The following is a 17989-nucleotide window of genomic DNA, read 5'->3' as shown; positions in this document are numbered from 1 at the left end:
ACCATTTAAAGCTTTAAAATACGTTGTATGCTGCAGCAGGCTAAACTCATCAAGCTTGCTGCAGATTCGTTTTCATCCTAATCAAGTTCATGCCGAGGCGAGCAGAACATGAAGCAGTCCTTATTTCAGACTTTTTGGCAAGCTGCTGTTGATCTCATGGCTGACATTCTGCGTTATGTGACACAGGGTTTATCTTGTCTGCTCGCAAGTCTATTTTTGCTATGTTCGTTAAGCCTACATGCGGAAGCGCCTTTGCTTCCACCTGAACAAGCCTTTCAGTTTAGTGTTGAATCGGTCAATCTCCAGCAAGCCGAACTGCGTTGGAACATGCCTGAACAGTATTATTTGTATCAGCATCAATTTAAGGTTGAGCATGGACAGCAAATACTGGCTTTAGAGTTGCCTCCCGCAGAAGATGTCTATGATGAAAACTATGGACACACTCAAGTTTATTATCGACAAGTCAGTTTTAAAATCCCTACGCAGGCTGCACAGCGCTATCAAGTGAGCTGGCAAGGTTGTGCGCAAGATCGACTTTGCTATCCGCCACAGCGCATTGAATTTCAGACCGACAGCACTGGTCTAGTGATTTTAGACAATCAAAGTGCAGCACAAAAAAATCTGTGGGGCGGACACAGTAACCCACCCCAGAATGTATTTTCGACAACTCAGACAAACTCCACTCTAGCATCTTCAACAAGTCCTGCAGCAGCGCAACCCGTCACCGCACAAGATCAAATGTGGTCAGAAAAATTGGCACAGAGTTCGTTTGCCTATGGCTTGCTGCTGTTTTTTGGTTTAGGGGTTTTATTGGCCTTTACCCCATGCTCCTTGCCGATGCTACCGATTTTGACCTCCTTGTTGGTGCGTGAACATAAAGGTGTCAAAGCGTGGACGATTGCACTGGTCTTTGTCTGTAGCATGGCAATGGTCTATGCCATATTGGGTTTAATTGCGTCATCCGCAGGTTTGAATTTTCAGCGTTGGTTACAACAACCTGCGACTTTAATTGCTTTTAGTTTGCTATTTGTGCTGTTTGCTTTAAATCTGTTTGGGTTGTTTGAAATCAAGTTGCCGCATGCTTGGGTCAATCGACTCGATCAGGCACAATCCATGCAAAAAGGCGGTAATTTGGCAGGTGCTGCACTCATGGGCATGTTGTCGGCACTTTTAGTTGGCCCATGTATGACTGCACCACTGGCAGGGGCGTTATTGTTTATTTCACAAACCCAAAGTCAGATGCAAGGGGCGCTGCTGCTATTTACGCTCGGTTTTGGTATGGGCACGCCGTTATTGTTGGCCAGTGTGCTTGGTGCAAAAGCTTTGCCACGCGCAGGTTTGTGGATGCATCAAGTTAAAGTGCTGTTTGCCTTTATTATGTTGGCATTGGCATTGTATTTTATTCGTCCTTTATTGGGTGAAGCATGGATGCAATGGCTTAGTTTGGCACTTGGACTGGGTTTTGTCGGCTATGTGCTGCATCGTTTGAGTGGCTATCATGGTGCGCTGCGGGCGATTTATCTGAGTGCGTTATTAGTGGTGGTGCCGTATCTGATTTATAACCAATATCAACACAGTCAGCGTTTTTGGCAGCAGAAAAACGATGCCGTCTTAGAATGGCACCGAGCAACGACTGCAACAGAATTACAACAGTTACTTGCCCAAGCTCCGAAAAATCAGCGCATGATTATAGATGTCTATGCCGATTGGTGTGTGGCGTGCCGTCCGATTGAACAGCAGGTATTGACATCCTCTACCGTAAAACAGGCACTTGCAGAATTTTATTTAATTAAACTCGATTTAAGCCATTACGATGCCAGTCATCAAGCCTTGTTGAATCAGTGGGAAATTTTAGGGCCACCTACCTTTTTATTTTTGGATGCACAACAACAAGAAATTCGCAGCCTACGTTTAACGGGTGCATTTAACGAAAGCACTTTGTTAAATCAACTGCAGCAACTTCAAACCACACAGGAATCATCGCCATGATGCAGCTGTACATTGCCAATAAAAATTATTCGAGCTGGTCGATGCGCCCGTGGTTGGTACTGAAGGCGTTTGATTTGGCTTTTGAAGAAATACAACTGAACTTTCCATGCGAGCGTGGTGAGGGCGATTTTAAACAACGTGTCCTAGAAATTAACCCCAATGGTAAAGTGCCTGCCTTATTAGATCGGGGTAGATTGGTTTGGGATTCTCTCGCCATTTGCGAATACTTGGCAGAGCATTATCCTGAACAGGCACTTTGGCCACGTGACGCACAGCAACGAGCTTGGGCGCGTAGCATCAGCGCAGAAATGCACAGCGGTTTTACCGATTTACGCAGTTTATGTGGCATGAATATTCGCGCCAATTTAGCAGAAGTGGGTGCAAAATTATGGCAAGAACATTCGGGTTTAAGACAGGATGTGGCACGCATTGAACACATTTGGTCGGCACGTCCTGCAGCAGATGGTTTCTTGTGTGGTGAATTTAGCATTGCTGATGCGTTTTATGCTCCTGTGGTGACACGTTTTATGAGTTATGCTTTGCCTGTGAGCGCAAAAAGCCAACACTATATGCAGCGGGTCATGCAACATCCAGCCATGCAGATGTGGGTGCAGGCAGCTTTAAAAGAACCGATGTGGGTTAATTATTTAGAGCCTTATCAAAACCAAGTAAAATGAATTGTAAAAAGTAGGATTAGGAAAAATACTGCGGAAGTTTTTGTGCGGTAAAGTGGTCTTTTTTGTTCCAAAAATAAAACATAGTGTCTTAGTTTTTCTAATTATTTTATTTACGCTGCACGATTAAAATAGCGTTATTAAATGAATACAAGAGTGGAACATCCCCATGAAAATTTTACACATCGACTCGGGTATTTTGGGTAAAAACTCAGTTTCACGTCAGTGAAGCCAAGCGATTGTGCAACAATTGACTGCAAAAAATAGCAATGCGCAGATCGGTTATTTAGATTTAGTACAACAGTCAATTCCGCATTTAACTACCGAAATTTTAATGGGGCAGGATGCAGAACAAGCGACTTTAAGTTAAAAAATCATCTAGCAATATATTGATGCCGATGTCGTGGTGGTGGGTGCAGCCATGTATAACTTTGGTTTGACTTTAACCTTAAAAGCATGGATTGACCGCATTAGCGTGGCGGTGGGTATTGTTGATAACAACCTTGCCGACCTTCAGGAAGATTTCCTGAAAACCATTTTCAACTTTACCGGGTGAATGATGTAGAAATTATTCGCGCTGAAGGGGTGAGCATGTCGGAATTTAAAGACCAAGCCCTTGCCAATGCAATGCAAAAAAATCAGGCGATTTAACCCACTATTTCAATAAAAAAAGCTCAGTGCTTTAAGGGTACTGAGCTTTTTTAAAATAGATGGATCGGCTAAAAGGGTAGGTGAGCAAAGACTTATATGGTTGAACTTAACTTTGATCTTGTCGATGTGCAAACTCTGCCAAATCTGCGAATGCACGTTTGGCTTCTTCAAACCACGGTGAAAACATTTGAAAATTGTGCCACATACCCGTGTAGAGTTTGTAATGCACTTCTACGCCTGCCTGTTCGGCTTTTTCTTTAAAGCGTGTTGCATCGTCCAGCAAAATTTCTTTAGAACCAATTTGTACTAAAACGGGTGGCAATTCATGTAAGTCGTCAAATAATGGCGAAATTTGCGGGTCTGCCCGATCAAGTTCAGGTGGTACATAATAATCAATGCCTGTTTCCAGCGTTTCAATTGACAGCAGGGCATCATGCTTGCTGTTATAACGCAAGGATTCACTGGTGAGGGTTAAATCTAAAAATGGTGACAGCAGCATTAAGCCACTCACTTGCGGCAATTGCTCATCACGTATTTTTAAAGCTAGCGCCAACGCTAAATTTGCACCGCAAGAATCTCCTGACAAAATAATATCTTTGGCGTGTATACCTTGCGCCAACAGACTTTGATAGACATCAAACACGGCTTCCAAAGCATGTGGAAAAGGATGCTCAGGTGCAAGCGGATAATCGACATGAATCACTTGCATTTGGGTGCGTGCCGCAACTTGACTCAAAAATGCTCGATGGGTATTTAACGAACCCAGAAAAAAAGCCCCGCCATGAATATGAAAAATGAGCTGTGTTGCAGCATTCTGTGGTTTTAATTCTTCGGCATGCAGACCTGCTAAACGCAGCGCGCGTACCTGCACCGACTTTTGCATGGGAAATAAACGGCACATTTGTTCTAGTGCAAAACGTACAGAATTGGGGGGTAAATTAAATTGGCTTGGTTTGCGAATGGTGGTTTTTAAAAACTGCTCTGTAATAATTTGTTTCCACATGGGGTTAATCTTCATGATTTTTCCATCTTGTTCTTTATTTGATCGGATATTTGTGTATTTACCAACATAATTTACAAGGGTACACTAAACGGTCACATTCAAAAATTGCAAATTTGTTGTGGCTTTTTAATAATAAAGTTGTCTAATAGTAGACTAGGGAAACAAAACAATGAAAAAAATTGCACTTGCATTCGGGCTGTTAGGTTTAAGCGCTTTGGCCAATGCTGCAGATCCGCTTAACGGCACAGTTTGGAAAACAATTGACGACAAAACCAAGCAACCCAAAGCCACGGTAAGATTTACTGAGCAAAAAAATGGAACTTTAACCGCAAGCATTCAGTCTATTTTAACGCCTGGTGAAGAAAATGCCTGTACAAAATGTGAAGGTCCGTATCACAACAAATCACTCAAAGGTTTGACCATTGTTCGCGGTCTGAAAAACACAGGTGGCACGAGCTACGATGGTGGTTCAATCCTTGATCCTCAAACAGGTAAAACCTACAAGCTAAAAGGTAAACTTGCCGATGGTGGTAAGAAACTTGAATTGCGTGGTTTCATTGGTGTAGCGGCATTGGGTCGTAACCAAACATGGATTCGTGCGAACTAAGCATGTATTCCACCCTCTGCAATTGAAATCATATTGCACAGGATATAAAAAACCTGCTCCATGTGAGCAGGTTTTTTATTGGTATTTTTTAAATTTAACCTAAATAACGATAAGCTTCTTCATCAAAACCCGCAATAAAGCCTGATTCAGTTTTTAAGACAGGACGTTTAATTAAACTAGTGTGAGTGCAAAGTGCTTCAATTAAGTTAGCTTCACTGGCCAAAGCGGTTTGCTGTTCTGCCTCACTGAGTTTGCGCCAAGTGGTGCCTTTTTTATTCAGTACTACATCTTGTCCAAGTGCATCTAACCAACTTTTGACAGTGTCGGCATCGATTCCTTGCTTTTTATAATCATGAAACTCATAACTTAGCCCCAATTCATTGAGTAAATCGAAAGCTTTTTTCATTGAGTTGCAGTTTTTAATCCCATAAATTTTTAACATATTTTTTCACGTTAATATCATCAAACTGGCTATAGCCTAGCCCAAAATAACGTGAAGTGCTAGAAACCTGCAGTGAACAATGATTGGCTGTTTAAATGGTATGTGTCATCAAGATGTCATATCGATGTCACCAAATTGACACTTGATCGCTCTAAAATGGGACGCATAAACAGAACAAAATAAAAAAACTTGATAAGAACAGACTCAAGTGAAAATAAAAAATACAGTGAAGAACAACAGTAATAGCGCAAAATAGAAAATAAGATGATAAAAAAAGAAAACCCGCATTTAATCATCCTGATTATGCGGGTCTCATTTTAACGTCCATTGTTACTTCCTTGAAACTAACCAAAACTAGTTAGTTTATTTTCCATCCTTCGGCTTCCAATCCTTTTGTGTCATCCTGACTGTCCCTTTGCCGTGATGCAATAATGCGCTGAATCGACTTGAAGATAAATACACAAAGTCGACAGATTAAGTGCGAATTGAACCTCAGTTGAGTGAACAATTGTTCACTCATATAGGCTGTGAAATTTGTGTGAATATTAAATCTTATAATCAATAATCACAGGAGCATGGTCACTAAACCATTCGTCTTTATACACCCAAGCATTGACAGTACGTGCTTTCCAGTCGGGTGAACAGGCATGATAATCAATCCGCCAACCAACGTTTTTGGCACGTGCTTGCCCACGATTTGACCACCAAGAATACAGCTCTGCTTCATGGCGTACTTCACGGAAGGTATCGACATAGCCTAAGTCATTATAAATATGATCTAACCATGCACGTTCATGTGGTAAACAGCCTGAAGACTTTTGGTTACCCGACCAGTTTTTAATATCAATACGTTTATGTACGATGTTGTAGTCACCACAGACAATGATCGATTTATTCTCTTCACGCCACTGTTTTAGAATTTTTTGATACTCTTCTAAAAAGTGATCTTTGCGCATTTGCGCTTCTTCACCTGAAGAGCCAGAAGGCAAATACAGTGAACAGATGTAAATTGGGTGATCTAGTCCTACATCAAATTCAGCACTGATAAAACGACCCTGAGAATCGGCCAATTCAAAGCCTAAACCATTTTGCACAGAAACAAAGGGCAAACGGCTATAAATGGCTGTCCCTGCGTAACCTGCGCGTTCTGCAGGGAAAAGATGCGTGTGCCAGCCTTCGGGCTTAAATTTATCGGTCCATTGGGCGTGGGTGATGCGGCTTTCCTGCATGCAAATCACGTCTGCTTCAGACTTTTCTAACCATTCGAGTAAGCCTTTGCTTACCGATGAACGCAACCCATTGACGTTAATTGAAACCACTCGAAGAATTTTTTGATCACTCGGATAGCTACTCTTTGGTATCATGCTCGGGTCTTACCTCAATGTATTAATTTGGAGCACCTCATGACATCGCCAGCTCAATTTAACCCGCAAGCTTTTATCGAACTCGCCTTATCACGTGGTGTGCTTAAATTTGGTGAGTTTACTTTAAAATCGGGTCGTGTGAGTCCTTATTTTTTTAATGCAGGTTTGTTGAATGATGGCGAAGCTTTATCGCTATTGGCTTCGGGCTATGCAGATCAACTCATGCAATGCAAAAACGTAGATGTTATTTTTGGGCCTGCTTATAAAGGTATTCCATTTGTAGCAGCTACAGCAGTGGCTTTATCACAAAATCATGGCGTAAGTGTGCCGTGGGGTTTTAACCGTAAAGAAGCCAAAGACCATGGTGAAGGTGGTGTGTTGGTGGGTGCTGCAGTTGAGGGCAAAAAAGTTTGGATTATTGATGATGTGATCACTGCGGGTACAGCTATTCGTGAAGTGGTGACCATTTTGAAAAATGCAGGTGCGCAAATTGCGGGTGTATTGGTCGCTTTAGACCGTCAAGAAAAAGGTCAGGGCGATTTGTCTGCGATTCAGGAAGTGCAAAAAGAGTTGGAGATTCCTGTGCATGCTTTAATTACCATGAAAGATTTAATGAATTATTTAGATGCCAAAGGTGAAAAAGAGGCCTTGGCGAAAATGGAAGCGTACCGTGTGAAGTATGGGATTTAAGTCTCATGCGCATTATTTAATGATCGTATGGAACACTGATCAATAATTTAGCGTGGAACGTGATAAATCTGTAAAAAACCCAGATCGGTAGGTTTGGGTTTTTTGGGTAATGCATTGAATTGTAATGAATAATTTTTTGTTTTAGAGTTGCATGTTGTTAAGCTTAGAAAAATTAAATTTTAGTTTCTTTATAGATCAGCGTATATAAGAAAACAGAAGAAGCTCAACTGCTTATTTTGAAGTTAGTTTGATTAGATAGTAATAGTCAACTGGCAATTTGAACTGTAATATTACCTCCCCCCCCCCTGAGCTTGATTATTCCTATTGAGGGCTCAATTAGTACATCTAAGCGTACTCACTCTGTCTCCTCCTCACAATTCTTACACTCCAGCATCACCCCCAACTTCTCCTTGCGCCCTTGCTCTGTGATTACCCACGGGCGGTTTTGCCACGGCGGATTATGCCGCACATGCTGCCCGTGACCGCAGGCCAAATCTGCGACCCAATCATTTTCTTCATCTAAATGAAAACCAATAATTGCTTGTTGCATCGCGTACTCCCAAGTGCATGATGATTGTGGATGAAGCGTTACGAAAATTGCAGCAACACCAAAGCCAAACTCCGCTATACTTTTGCTTATTCAATTCTTCAAAAGAGCACCGAAATATGCGCGTACTTGTGGTGATGGACCCTATTGAAACAGTCAATCTCAAAAAAGATTCCACCATGGCAATGCTATGGGTTGCTTCACGTCGTGGGCATACCTTGGGCTATGCATTACAGCAAGACTTATATATTGATCAGGGCAAGGCATTTGGTCTGATTGCTCCGCTTAAAGTCTTTGAAGACTATAACCATTATTACGAATTGGGCGAAAAACACAAAGAATCCTTAGCCGATTACGATGTCATCCTCATGCGTAAAGACCCGCCTTTTGACATGAATTTCGTTTATACCACGTATATTTTAGAGCAAGCTGAGCGCGAAGGCGCATGGATCATCAATAAACCGCAAAGCCTGCGTGACTGTAATGAAAAGCTGTTTGCGACCCAATTCCCAGAACTACAAGTTCCGACATTGGTTACTTCACAACAAAGCCTGATTCGTGAATTTATTCAGCAACATGGCGATGTAATTGTTAAACCGCTCGATGGTATGGGTGGCATGGGTATTTTCCGTTTGTACCAAGACGGGGTCAATATAGGCTCAACCCTTGAAATTTTGACCAATAACGGCACTCAGCCCATCATGGCGCAGCGTTATATTCCAGAAATTGTAGAGGGTGATAAACGCATCCTCATGATCAATGGCGAGCCTGTGCCGTATTGTTTGGCCCGTATTCCACAAAATGGCGAAGTGCGTGGCAACTTAGCTGCAGGTGGTTTGGGTGAAGCACGTCCATTGACTGAAAATGACAAAGTCATTGCCGCCAAAGTTGGACCATTTTTACGTGAAAAAGGCTTGATTTTTGTCGGGTTAGATGTGATTGGCAACTATGTCACTGAAATTAACGTGACCAGTCCAACGTGTATTCGTGAAATTGACGCACAGTTTGGCACATCTATTGCCGATGATTTATTTAAAGTACTTGAAGCAGGTCGTTCAAACTAAGTTTAGGCTTTAATGTTCACTGTATCAATACAAAAGCCGTTTCTATTTGAAAGCGGCTTTATTTTTAGACACGTGGAGACAAAAAACAACTTAAACACTTGCAAAAGGGTTCAAGCAAAGCATCTAAAATTGAATAAAACTTAACATTTTCCGTAGATTAATAATAAAACTAGTTTAAACTTGAAAATCTGTAGAAAAAAACAATCAAGCACTTGGTGAAAAAAAGTAAATAACCTTTCAAGCCCATGCGTTTGTGATTACAATTGATAGCTTATACAAGATTTTTATTTGCCTTATTTTGAGTTGAAGAATTAAACCGTGACTGATGCACAGCAACAACAGCCTAAACATGTCATGATGATGGCCGCAGGTACAGGTGGACATGTTTTTCCCGCTTTAGCCGTCGCAAAACAATTACAGCAACAAGGGATTCAAGTGTCATGGTTGGCGACCCCAACGGGCATGGAAAATCGTCTGCTTAAAAATCACAATATCCCGATTTACCAAATTAATATTCAAGGTGTGCGTGGCAACGGTTTGATCCGTAAACTGGCTGCACCATTTAAAATTTTAGGTGCAACATTAAGCGCCATGCGTTACATGAAGCAATTAAAAGTTGATGCAGTTGCAGGTTTTGGTGGTTATGTAGCAGGACCAGGTGGCTTGGCAGCACGCGCTTTGGGTGTTCCTGTGCTGATTCATGAACAAAATGCAGTCGCGGGTTTTACCAACACTCAATTGTCACGTGTGGCAAAAACCGTGTGTCAGGCTTTCCCAAATACCTTTCCAAACAGTAACAAAATTGTCACCACAGGCAACCCTGTTCGTGAAGAAATCACTGCGACCTTAAGCCCTGCATGGCGCTATCAGGAACGTGAAAAAGCAGGCTTGCCAATTCGTATTTTAATTGTGGGTGGTTCGCTTGGTGCACAAGCCTTAAATGAATGTGTACCTGAAGCGTTAAAGCAACTGAATGTTGCTTTAGATGTCTATCATCAATGTGGGCAAAACCATGCCGATGCGACGCAGGCACGTTATGCACACAAGCCTGACCATTTACAGGTTGAGGTACAGCCTTTTATTGAAGATATGGCCAAAGCCTATAGTGATGCCGATTTAATCATTTGTCGTGCGGGCGCGCTCACGGTAACCGAGGTCGCGACTGCAGGTGTTGCAGCAGTATTTGTGCCACTGCCTAGTGCGGTGGATGATCACCAAACTGCCAATGCCAAATTTTTAGCCGATTTGGGTGCAGCAAAAATCTGTCCGCAAGCCAGTATGACCCCCGAAAGTTTAACAACATTATTAACCCCGTTAATGAATCGTCAATTGTTGTCTGAAATGGCGGTCAAAGCCCGTCAGCAGGCACAGCCAGATGCAACTCAGCACGTGGTTCGTCTTATTCAAGCATTGTTCGAGTAAAATATGTCTCCATCTACACCCGCTGATCAAGCGAAAAAATTAATCAAAGTGCCTGAAATGCGCCGTATCAAACACATTCATTTTGTGGGTATTGGTGGCGCGGGGATGTGTGGTATTGCCGAAGTCTTGAAAAACCAGGGCTATAAAGTATCGGGTTCAGACATCAAAGCTTCAAAAACCACAGCGCAATTAGAAGAAAACGGCATCAAGGTTTATATTGGGCATGCGGCAGAGAATATTAAAGGCGCCAATGTGTTGGTGGTGTCTACTGCAATTGACCCAGAAAACCCAGAAATTAAAACAGCAATTGACACCCGTATTCCTGTGGTGCGTCGTGCTGAAATGCTGGGCGAGTTGATGCGTTACCGTCATGGTATTGCAGTCGCGGGTACACATGGTAAAACCACCACTACCAGTTTAATCACCTGTATGTTGGCCGAAGAAAACATGGATCCAACTTACGTGATTGGTGGTTTGCTAAACCGTACTGGGGCCAATGCAGCATTGGGTGCTAGCCGTTATATCGTGGCAGAAGCCGATGAATCTGATGCATCGTTCTTATTCCTAGAGCCAATGGCGGCTGTGGTGACCAATATTGATGCCGACCATATGGACACCTATGGTGGTAGTTTCGATACTTTAAAAGATACCTTTATTCAATTCTTGCACAAACTGCCATTCTATGGCTTAGCTGTCGTGTGTGGCGACGATGCCAATATCCGTGAAATTATGCCACGTATCGGGCGTCCGGTATTGACCTATGGTTTTAACGAAGACAATGATATTCGTGCCATTGATGTTGATCAAGACGGTATGCGCACACACTTTACCGTATTGCGTAAAGACCGCGAACCGTTACGCGTGACGGTGAATCAACCTGGTCTGCATAACGTATTAAATGCTTTGGCTGCAATTGGAATTGCCACCGATGAAGGTGTTTCTGATGGTGCAATTTGCCGTGCTTTAGAAGGCTTTAGTGGTGTTGGTCGTCGTTTCCAAGTACAAGGTGAGTTTGCGGTAGCAGACGGCAATGTGAAATTGGTAGATGACTACGGACATCACCCGAAAGAAGTGGAAGCCACCATTAAAGCTGCGCGTCAAAGTCATCCTGATCGCCGTTTGGTGATGTTGTTCCAGCCACACCGTTTTAGTCGTACTCGTGACTGTTTTGATGACTTTGTGGAAGTGTTGTCACAAGTCGATCAATTGTTATTGCTCGATGTTTATCCTGCGGGTGAAAAACCAATTGTTGGTGCAGATAGTCGTACTTTGGCACGCAGTATTCGTTTGCGTGGTCAGGTTGAGCCAATTTTGGTCGATCCAAATGACGGCAACCTACCGAATATTGTGAAACAAGTGTTACAGGCTAATGACTTGTTATTGACCCAAGGTGCAGGTAATGTGGGGGCGATTTCAATCGAGCTTGCACAAAACCATTTATATTTAAAATAATCACAACCTGTGATGTTTGAATTTGATCGACCAGTTTAAAGTTTAAGGATATAAACGTGTCAAATGCTTCAAAGTTCGGCAAAGTTGCCGTGTTATTGGGTGGAAAATCTGCTGAGCGTGAGGTTTCTCTAGACAGCGGTCAAGCAGTACTCGAAGCACTGCTACGTTCTGGGGTCAATGCAGAAGCATTTGATCCACAAACACGTAGCGTGACCGAATTGGTCAATTATGATCGTGCCTTTATTGTGTTACACGGGCGCGGTGGTGAAGATGGTCAAATTCAAGGTGTTTTGGAATGGTTGAATATTCCATACACGGGTACGGGCGTGCAAGGTTCAGCCATTGGCATGGACAAAGTGAAGACCAAGCAAATTTGGCAAGGTTCTGACTTGCCAACTGCGCCATATCGTATTGTTAGCAAAGATTCCAATATTGAAGACGTGGTTGCCGAATTGGGTTTACCACTCATCATCAAGCCTGTACATGAAGGTTCAAGTATTGGCATGAGCAAAGTCGAAAAAGTAGAAGACTTTGCCAATGCTGTAGCGAAAGCAACTGCACATGACGCCATTGTTATGGCTGAAAAATGGATTACAGGACGTGAGTTTACTATCGTACTACTCAACGGTCAGGCTTTACCGATTATTCGTTTAGAACCCCCGAAAGATGTAGCGTTCTATGATTATGAAGCCAAATATCAGCGTAACGATGTGCAATACGGTATTCCGTGTGGTTTAAACGCTGCCGAAGAGCAACAGTTACAAGCTTTGGCATTGCGTGCCTTCCAAGCGGTGGGTGCAAGTGGTTGGGGGCGTATTGATGCCATGCAAGATGAAAAGGGTAATTTCTGGTTACTGGAAGTGAATACCGTACCGGGAATGACTAGCCATTCTTTAGTTCCGAAAGCGGCAAATGCAGTCGGCTATAGTTTTGATGAGCTGTGTGTGGCAATTTTGGCACAAACCCTCACAGGTGAAGCACACTAAATATGGCTCAACTTCCTGCATCCTTGCGCCGTAAACGGGCAGCGATTACCTCGATTCATGACAAACCGCCAACAGCCAAAGAAAAGCTGATCCATTTTGGCGGCTGGGTAATGCTGTGCGTTGCAGTGCTCGTGCTGGCAGTGGGTGCGTATGGGCTATATAAAGTCATGACCGATGCACAAATTGCAAAGCTAGATGTAGTGGGTACACGTTCAGATGCGGAACATCGTCAAGTGATGACACATGTGAACCCTGTGATGACCAAGAACTATTTCACTTCTGATCTAGAGCAAATCCGCGATACCGCTTTGGAGTTGTCTTGGGTAGATCGAGTGGTGGTTTCACGTGCGTGGCCGAATGCTATTCGTGTGCGGGTTATGCCGCGTCATCCAATTGCACGTTGGGGGACAGGTCGTTTGCTCAGTGACAGCGGTGAAGTCTTTACCGAGGTCACGCCACAAAATAATCAACATTTACCGTTATTACACGGGCCAACGCATCAATCTAAAATGATGATGCGTCGTTATAATGAAATTAACCAATTATTCTTACCCGTCAACGATCGTTTAAAAGAACTATATTTAACAGAACGTATGACGTGGTTTATGCAGTTTGATTCAGGTCTACGTGTTATTGTAGATAAAGATCAAACCATGAGTAAGCTGCAGCGCTTGGGACATCTTGCACAAAGTGATTTGAAACCTGTATGGTCTAAAATCTCCGCCATCGATTTGCGTTATCGCAATGGTTTAGCCATTCAATGGAAAAACTCAACTCCGCCAAAAATTGCAAATGGTCACTTTGTTGTAACGATTGATGACACAAGCATTGCAGAGGGAATAAGAGCAAAGCCATAATATTGGGCTTTAAAAAAATAGAGGCATTAAGCCATAAATTAAACATACTGGTAATGGTAGTGAATAAATGAGTGAAGCTGTTCCCTCGGTTGTTGCGATTGACATTGGGACGCATAAAGTTTCAGTTTTGATTGCTAAGGTCCATGCGCCAGACAATATCCAAGTCATTGGTATGGCCACCGCACGTAATCGAGGCATGAGTAAAGGAAAAATTGTCAGTCTCGATAAAGTGATTACTGCAATTAAAAATGCCGTGCAAGAAGCGGAAGATATGGCAGAATGCCGTGTGCATTCGGCATGGATTTCTATTCCTAGTGCAGAGCTAAAAAGCTTTTATGCTTCAGGTCGCACACCTATTGAAAGTAGTGATCACACCATTACTACCAGTGAAGTGGTACGCGCGTTGGACTTGGCCAAAGCCAGTCACCTCACCTCAGACCATTATTTGGTGAGCGCTGTACCACTCGGTTTCGATTTAGATGATTCGGGTGAGTGGGTACAAAACCCAATTCGCATGTCGGCACATAGCATGACGGGGCATTATCAATTGATGATGTTACCTATTAGCACCATGCAGAATTTAGACCGCGCTTTAAAAGGTGCTAATATTGGTGTCGAAAAAATGGTGGTGTCAAATTTAGCCACTGCAGAAGCCAGTCTACTTAAAGATGAAAAAGAATACGGTGTGTGTCTGGTAGATATTGGCGCAGGCACGACCAGTATTGCGGTTTATTTAGATGGGCGTTTGGCCTTAGCACACACTTTGCAACGTGGTGGTGAGCATGTCACCCGCGATATTGCAGCGGTGTTACAAACCACAACTGAAGAAGCTGAACGGATTAAGCTATTGTATGGCTGTGTAGATATGAAAGTGGTCAAACCTGATCACATGATTCAAATTCAAGGCATTGATGGGCCACAAACCATTAGCCGCATTGAACTGGCGGAAATTATTATTGCGCGTTATGAAGAAATTTTCGCACAAATTCGTCAGGAACTTGAAAAAAGCGGTGCCATTCATGGTTTATATCATGGTGTGGTTTTGGCGGGCGATGCCTCACAAATTGAAGGTATGATCAGCTTGGTACGTCGTATGTTAGGTGTTTCGGCGCACTTGGGGAATCATCCTTCACAAGTGTATGCCGATGAACCGCATCAGGCTGCTTTACGCCGTTCACAATATGCAACGGCCTCAGGCCTATTGCTTTATAGTCAAAACTATACTCAAGACACAATTGTAGAACATGAAGACCCTGAAACCTTATCGGTTTGGGGGCGTGTCGGACGGGCATGGTCAGGCTTGAACGAAAAGCTAAAATCTATTTTTTAGTTGAGTTTTTTGGGGAATATTGTTAGGAGTTGTAAGGATCATCGCTGGTACTTGACAAGCCAGAAGTTGAACAGCATTCTTAAAAATAATTTTTATGAAGATCAAGGCAGTATACGGGCTTAAGTGACTGCCAATAACGTATTAGGAAATCTAAAGGTCATGGCCTCATTTGAATTTATAGATGATCAAACCGATAGCAACGGTCAAGCCCGTTTCACTGTGTTTGGTGTGGGTGGTGCAGGCGGTAACGCTGTGCAGCACATGCTCGAGTCAGATATTCAGGGTGTAAAATTTGTTTGTGCCAATACGGACAAACAAGCATTGGATCGCATGAATTCGCAATTCAAAATCCAGCTAGGTGAACAAAGCACACGTGGTTTAGGCGCGGGCGGCGATCCTCAAGTGGGTCAAACTGCAGCAGAAGAAAGCCGCGAGCTAATTTGTCAGCAACTTGAAGGTACAGACATGGTGTTTGTGACTGCAGGGATGGGTGGTGGCACAGGTACAGGTGCTGCGCCAGTAGTTGCTGAAATTGCCAAAGAAATGGGTATTTTGACCGTAGGTGTGGTGACTACGCCATTTAACTTTGAAGGTAAGCGTCGCTTACTTTCTGCGGAAAAAGGAATTGCGGCATTAGAGCAGCATGTAGACTCTTTAATCATTATTCCAAACCAGCGTTTAATGAAAGTTTACCGCGATATTTCAATGAAAGATGCGTATAAAAAAGCCGATGACGTTTTGTTGAACGGTGTACGCAGTATTTTTGATTTGGTGGTGCGTCCGGGTCACATCAACCTTGACTTTGCTGACTTGAAAACGGCAATGAGCACGCGCGGTTATGCGATGATGGGTGTTGGTTCAGGGCGTGGTGAAAACCGTGCACGTCAAGCGGCTGAACAAGCCATTCGCAGCCCATTGCTAGATAGCGTGACTATTGCAAATGCCAAAGGCTTGTTGATTAACGTCACGGGTGGAGATGATGTGACCTTCGGTGAAATTGATGAGATTATGGAGGTAATTCATCAACTTTCAGATACTGAACAAACCCAAGTATTCTATGGTACGGTATTTGACCCTGAAGCGCGTGACGAAATCAGTGTAACGGTTATTGCTACAGGTTTGGCGCGTAACACAGGCGACACACCAGAGCCTGCGAAACGCACTGTGACACAAACCGCTTCTGCAGCACCAACAGCGGCAGTGGAAGAAGACGATGTTCCTGCAATTCAGCGTCAACAAGCAGAAACTGCACCTGCAATTAGTGCGACAACCACATCAGGCTCTGCGCGCCCAACGCCGATGAGTATTCAAGACTATTTGAAAAATCAGCAGCGTAAATAAGCCAAGAAGCTCAATTTCATCGTGTGATCGGGAAAAGGCAGTTTTAAACTGCCTTTTTTGTTTTTTATCAATGGCTGAATATGCTAACGTATAACGGTTTTAAAATTTAGATGAATTGAGAACATGCTGAAACAACGTACCCTACAACGTGTCGTCAAAGCGAGCGGTATTGGTCTGCACAGTGGTCAAAAAGTATTGATCAACTTTGTGCCGCATCATGCTGATGGGGGAATTGTGTTTCGTCGTATCGATTTAAATCCACCTGTTGATATTCCAGCCGATGCCATGCTGATTCAAGAAGCATTTATGTGCTCGAATTTGGTTCAGGATGATGCCAAAGTTGGCACCATCGAGCATATCATGAGTGCCATAGCAGGTTTGGGCATTGATAACTTGATTATTGAGGTGTCTGCTTCTGAAGTGCCTATTATGGACGGCAGTGCAGGGCCTTTTATTTATTTGTTGATGCAGGGCGGTTTAAAAGAACAGGAGGCTCCTAAAAAGTTCATCAAAATTTTAAAACCTGTAGCAGCATTAATTGATGATAAGCGCGCGGTGTTCAGTCCGCATGAAGGTTTTCAGCTCAATTTTACTATCGACTTTGATCATCCTGCCTTTAACAAAGAATTTCAGTCTGCCACTATCGACTTTTCTACAGAAACCTTTGTCTATGAAGTTAGTGGCGCACGTACTTTTGGCTTTATGAAAGATTTGGACTATTTAAAAGCCAATAATTTGGCTTTGGGTGCGAGTTTAGAGAATGCGATTGGGGTAGATGATACAGGCGTGGTCAATGAAGAAGGTTTGCGCTTCTCGGACGAGTTTGTACGGCATAAAATTTTAGATGCTGTGGGGGATTTGTACTTACTTGGACATCAAATTATTGCCAAGTTTGATGGTTACAAGTCAGGACATGCCTTAAATAATCAGTTACTACGCAATGTTCAGAGCGATCCAAGTAGTTATGAAATTGTAACATTTGATGACATAAATTCTTGCCCGATCACTTATGTGCATGTGACATAAGTCATTGTCTTTTCTCACTACGTTATAATGTAACACTAATAAAGTGTGAGTTTCATCACAAATTCGAGTACGAGTATTTGGAGTTTTCTGCAAACAATTATTTTTTATTGCTTGCCAAACGTAACAAAGCTTGGCTAAGCTTAGGGTCGCTCACAAAGTCAGCAGCACCTCGTAACATATCTTGAGTTTCTGGACTAAGTGTTTTTAAAGGCTTATCACTCTTTTGGGGCGTTTGAGATTCAACTCTTAATCGAACCTGAATTTTTTGTAAGTCTTTTAGTTCATGCAGTTGTGACAGTTGAGTAATGTATTGCTTTTGCAAATAGCCAAGTTGGCTTACCATCGCTTGATTCGCTCCAGTAATGGTTAAGACACCTTGTTGATAACAAACCACCTGCCATTGCTCTGGTTGCGGCAGTAAAGGTTGAATAAGTTTGCCAAGTTTCTGCCATGCAGCAACTTGGGTTGAGAGAAACGTTAGGTTTCCTGTTTTTATGTGTTTTCTTGTTTGTTGAAAGAGATTCACAGGTTCGGACATACATCA

At 42.9% G+C, this 17989-nt stretch carries 17 protein-coding genes and 1 pseudogene; 13 read left to right on the top strand and 5 right to left on the bottom strand.

Going from position 1 to position 17989, the window contains the following annotated elements; translation table 11 throughout:
- The first annotated feature begins 156 nt into the window (after positions 1-156).
- The 3 genes and pseudogenes from dsbD to L6C30_RS05715 all read left to right on the top strand — a co-directional run bounded on the left by dsbD (position 157) and on the right by L6C30_RS05715 (position 3314).
- On the top strand, positions 157-1989 hold the full coding sequence (gene dsbD / locus L6C30_RS05725) for a protein-disulfide reductase DsbD (RefSeq protein ID WP_236162577.1): 1833 nt from the start codon (positions 157-159) through the stop codon (positions 1987-1989).
- Entirely contained in the window at positions 1986-2666 is a 681-nt protein-coding gene (locus L6C30_RS05720) for a glutathione S-transferase family protein (protein ID WP_236162551.1), read from the top strand. Before dsbD ends, L6C30_RS05720 begins: the two co-directional genes overlap by 4 nt.
- Positions 2667-2832: 166 nt before the next feature.
- Positions 2833-3314, top strand: a pseudogene (locus L6C30_RS05715) (FMN-dependent NADH-azoreductase).
- Positions 3315-3420: 106 nt separating this feature from the next.
- On the opposite strand, the gene L6C30_RS05710 reads toward L6C30_RS05715, so the two are convergent.
- On the bottom strand, positions 3421-4332 hold the full coding sequence (locus tag L6C30_RS05710) for an alpha/beta hydrolase (RefSeq protein WP_178318903.1): 912 nt from the start codon (positions 4330-4332) through the stop codon (positions 3421-3423).
- A gap of 154 nt (positions 4333-4486) precedes the next feature.
- On the opposite strand from L6C30_RS05710, the gene L6C30_RS05705 reads away from it, so the two are divergent.
- Positions 4487-4924, top strand: a complete 438-nt coding sequence (locus L6C30_RS05705) for a DUF2147 domain-containing protein (protein WP_004974208.1) — start codon at positions 4487-4489, stop codon at positions 4922-4924.
- A 94-nt stretch (positions 4925-5018) separates the two neighbouring features.
- Here the strand turns inward: L6C30_RS05705 and L6C30_RS05700 are convergent, their stop codons facing one another.
- Complete coding sequence (locus L6C30_RS05700; RefSeq protein WP_236162550.1) at positions 5019-5366, bottom strand: Spx/MgsR family RNA polymerase-binding regulatory protein; 348 nt, start codon at positions 5364-5366, stop codon at positions 5019-5021.
- Positions 5367-5911: 545 nt separating this feature from the next.
- Positions 5912-6730 carry an exodeoxyribonuclease III gene (locus tag L6C30_RS05695; protein WP_019838101.1) on the bottom strand — a complete coding sequence of 273 codons (819 nt, stop codon included), beginning with the start codon at positions 6728-6730 and terminating at the stop codon, positions 5912-5914.
- 39 nt (positions 6731-6769) lie between these two features.
- Here L6C30_RS05695 and pyrE point away from each other — a divergent pair, with 39 nt between their 5' ends.
- Positions 6770-7420: an orotate phosphoribosyltransferase gene (gene pyrE / locus L6C30_RS05690; protein ID WP_019838102.1), complete on the top strand. Its 651-nt coding sequence runs from the start codon at positions 6770-6772 to the stop codon at positions 7418-7420.
- A gap of 355 nt (positions 7421-7775) precedes the next feature.
- Here pyrE and L6C30_RS05685 read toward each other — a convergent pair whose 3' ends face one another.
- The gene (locus L6C30_RS05685; protein WP_236162549.1) at positions 7776-7970 is read right to left on the bottom strand and encodes a DUF3565 domain-containing protein; all 195 of its coding nucleotides are present in this window, start codon (positions 7968-7970) and stop codon (positions 7776-7778) included.
- Positions 7971-8086: 116 nt separating this feature from the next.
- Here L6C30_RS05685 and gshB point away from each other — a divergent pair, with 116 nt between their 5' ends.
- The 8 genes from gshB (at position 8087) to lpxC (ending at position 17445) form a co-directional block, all read left to right on the top strand.
- Entirely contained in the window at positions 8087-9031 is a 945-nt protein-coding gene (gshB, locus tag L6C30_RS05680) for a glutathione synthase (protein ID WP_236162548.1), read from the top strand.
- Between the two features lie 318 nt (positions 9032-9349).
- Positions 9350-10453: an undecaprenyldiphospho-muramoylpentapeptide beta-N-acetylglucosaminyltransferase gene (gene murG, locus L6C30_RS05675; RefSeq protein WP_070155856.1), complete on the top strand. Its 1104-nt coding sequence runs from the start codon at positions 9350-9352 to the stop codon at positions 10451-10453.
- 3 nt (positions 10454-10456) lie between these two features.
- Positions 10457-11905, top strand: coding sequence for a UDP-N-acetylmuramate--L-alanine ligase (gene murC, locus L6C30_RS05670; RefSeq protein ID WP_236162547.1), 1449 nt, complete (start codon positions 10457-10459; stop codon positions 11903-11905).
- 56 nt (positions 11906-11961) lie between these two features.
- The gene (locus L6C30_RS05665; protein WP_019837077.1) at positions 11962-12891 is read left to right on the top strand and encodes a D-alanine--D-alanine ligase; all 930 of its coding nucleotides are present in this window, start codon (positions 11962-11964) and stop codon (positions 12889-12891) included.
- A gap of 2 nt (positions 12892-12893) precedes the next feature.
- Positions 12894-13748, top strand: coding sequence for a cell division protein FtsQ/DivIB (locus L6C30_RS05660; RefSeq protein ID WP_019837078.1), 855 nt, complete (start codon positions 12894-12896; stop codon positions 13746-13748).
- Between the two features lie 67 nt (positions 13749-13815).
- A complete protein-coding gene (gene ftsA, locus L6C30_RS05655; RefSeq protein WP_004974236.1) occupies positions 13816-15078 on the top strand; it encodes a cell division protein FtsA in 1263 nt (420 codons plus the stop codon).
- 159 nt (positions 15079-15237) lie between these two features.
- Complete coding sequence (gene ftsZ / locus L6C30_RS05650; protein WP_019837079.1) at positions 15238-16419, top strand: cell division protein FtsZ; 1182 nt, start codon at positions 15238-15240, stop codon at positions 16417-16419.
- A gap of 123 nt (positions 16420-16542) precedes the next feature.
- Positions 16543-17445: a UDP-3-O-acyl-N-acetylglucosamine deacetylase gene (gene lpxC, locus L6C30_RS05645; RefSeq protein ID WP_019837080.1), complete on the top strand. Its 903-nt coding sequence runs from the start codon at positions 16543-16545 to the stop codon at positions 17443-17445.
- Positions 17446-17542: 97 nt separating this feature from the next.
- On the opposite strand, the gene L6C30_RS05640 is transcribed toward lpxC, so the two are convergent.
- Complete coding sequence (locus L6C30_RS05640) at positions 17543-17983, bottom strand: DUF721 domain-containing protein (protein ID WP_236162546.1); 441 nt, start codon at positions 17981-17983, stop codon at positions 17543-17545.
- Positions 17984-17989: the final 6 nt, after the last annotated feature.

It is taken from the genome of Acinetobacter sp. KAM396, from assembly GCF_021602765.1.
GTDB classification, from domain to species: domain Bacteria; phylum Pseudomonadota; class Gammaproteobacteria; order Pseudomonadales; family Moraxellaceae; genus Acinetobacter; species Acinetobacter towneri_A.
This window is presented reverse-complemented; position numbering and strand designations above follow the sequence as displayed.

Excerpts from the sequence above, each read along its gene's own strand:
- L6C30_RS05700 (WP_236162550.1), bottom strand. The coding sequence starts at position 5,366 with ATGTTAAAAATTTATGGGATTAAAAACTGCAACTCAATGAAAAAAGCT.
- murC (WP_236162547.1), top strand. The coding sequence starts at position 10,457 with ATGTCTCCATCTACACCCGCTGATCAAGCGAAAAAATTAATCAAAGTG.
- lpxC (WP_019837080.1), top strand. The coding sequence starts at position 16,543 with ATGCTGAAACAACGTACCCTACAACGTGTCGTCAAAGCGAGCGGTATT.
- L6C30_RS05660 (WP_019837078.1), top strand. The coding sequence starts at position 12,894 with ATGGCTCAACTTCCTGCATCCTTGCGCCGTAAACGGGCAGCGATTACC.
- L6C30_RS05640 (WP_236162546.1), bottom strand. The coding sequence starts at position 17,983 with ATGTCCGAACCTGTGAATCTCTTTCAACAAACAAGAAAACACATAAAA.
- L6C30_RS05685 (WP_236162549.1), bottom strand. The coding sequence starts at position 7,970 with ATGCAACAAGCAATTATTGGTTTTCATTTAGATGAAGAAAATGATTGG.
- pyrE (WP_019838102.1), top strand. The coding sequence starts at position 6,770 with ATGACATCGCCAGCTCAATTTAACCCGCAAGCTTTTATCGAACTCGCC.
- dsbD (WP_236162577.1), top strand. The coding sequence starts at position 157 with ATGGCTGACATTCTGCGTTATGTGACACAGGGTTTATCTTGTCTGCTC.
- L6C30_RS05695 (WP_019838101.1), bottom strand. The coding sequence starts at position 6,730 with ATGATACCAAAGAGTAGCTATCCGAGTGATCAAAAAATTCTTCGAGTG.
- L6C30_RS05705 (WP_004974208.1), top strand. The coding sequence starts at position 4,487 with ATGAAAAAAATTGCACTTGCATTCGGGCTGTTAGGTTTAAGCGCTTTG.
- gshB (WP_236162548.1), top strand. The coding sequence starts at position 8,087 with ATGCGCGTACTTGTGGTGATGGACCCTATTGAAACAGTCAATCTCAAA.
- L6C30_RS05710 (WP_178318903.1), bottom strand. The coding sequence starts at position 4,332 with ATGAAGATTAACCCCATGTGGAAACAAATTATTACAGAGCAGTTTTTA.
- ftsZ (WP_019837079.1), top strand. The coding sequence starts at position 15,238 with ATGGCCTCATTTGAATTTATAGATGATCAAACCGATAGCAACGGTCAA.
- L6C30_RS05720 (WP_236162551.1), top strand. The coding sequence starts at position 1,986 with ATGATGCAGCTGTACATTGCCAATAAAAATTATTCGAGCTGGTCGATG.
- ftsA (WP_004974236.1), top strand. The coding sequence starts at position 13,816 with ATGAGTGAAGCTGTTCCCTCGGTTGTTGCGATTGACATTGGGACGCAT.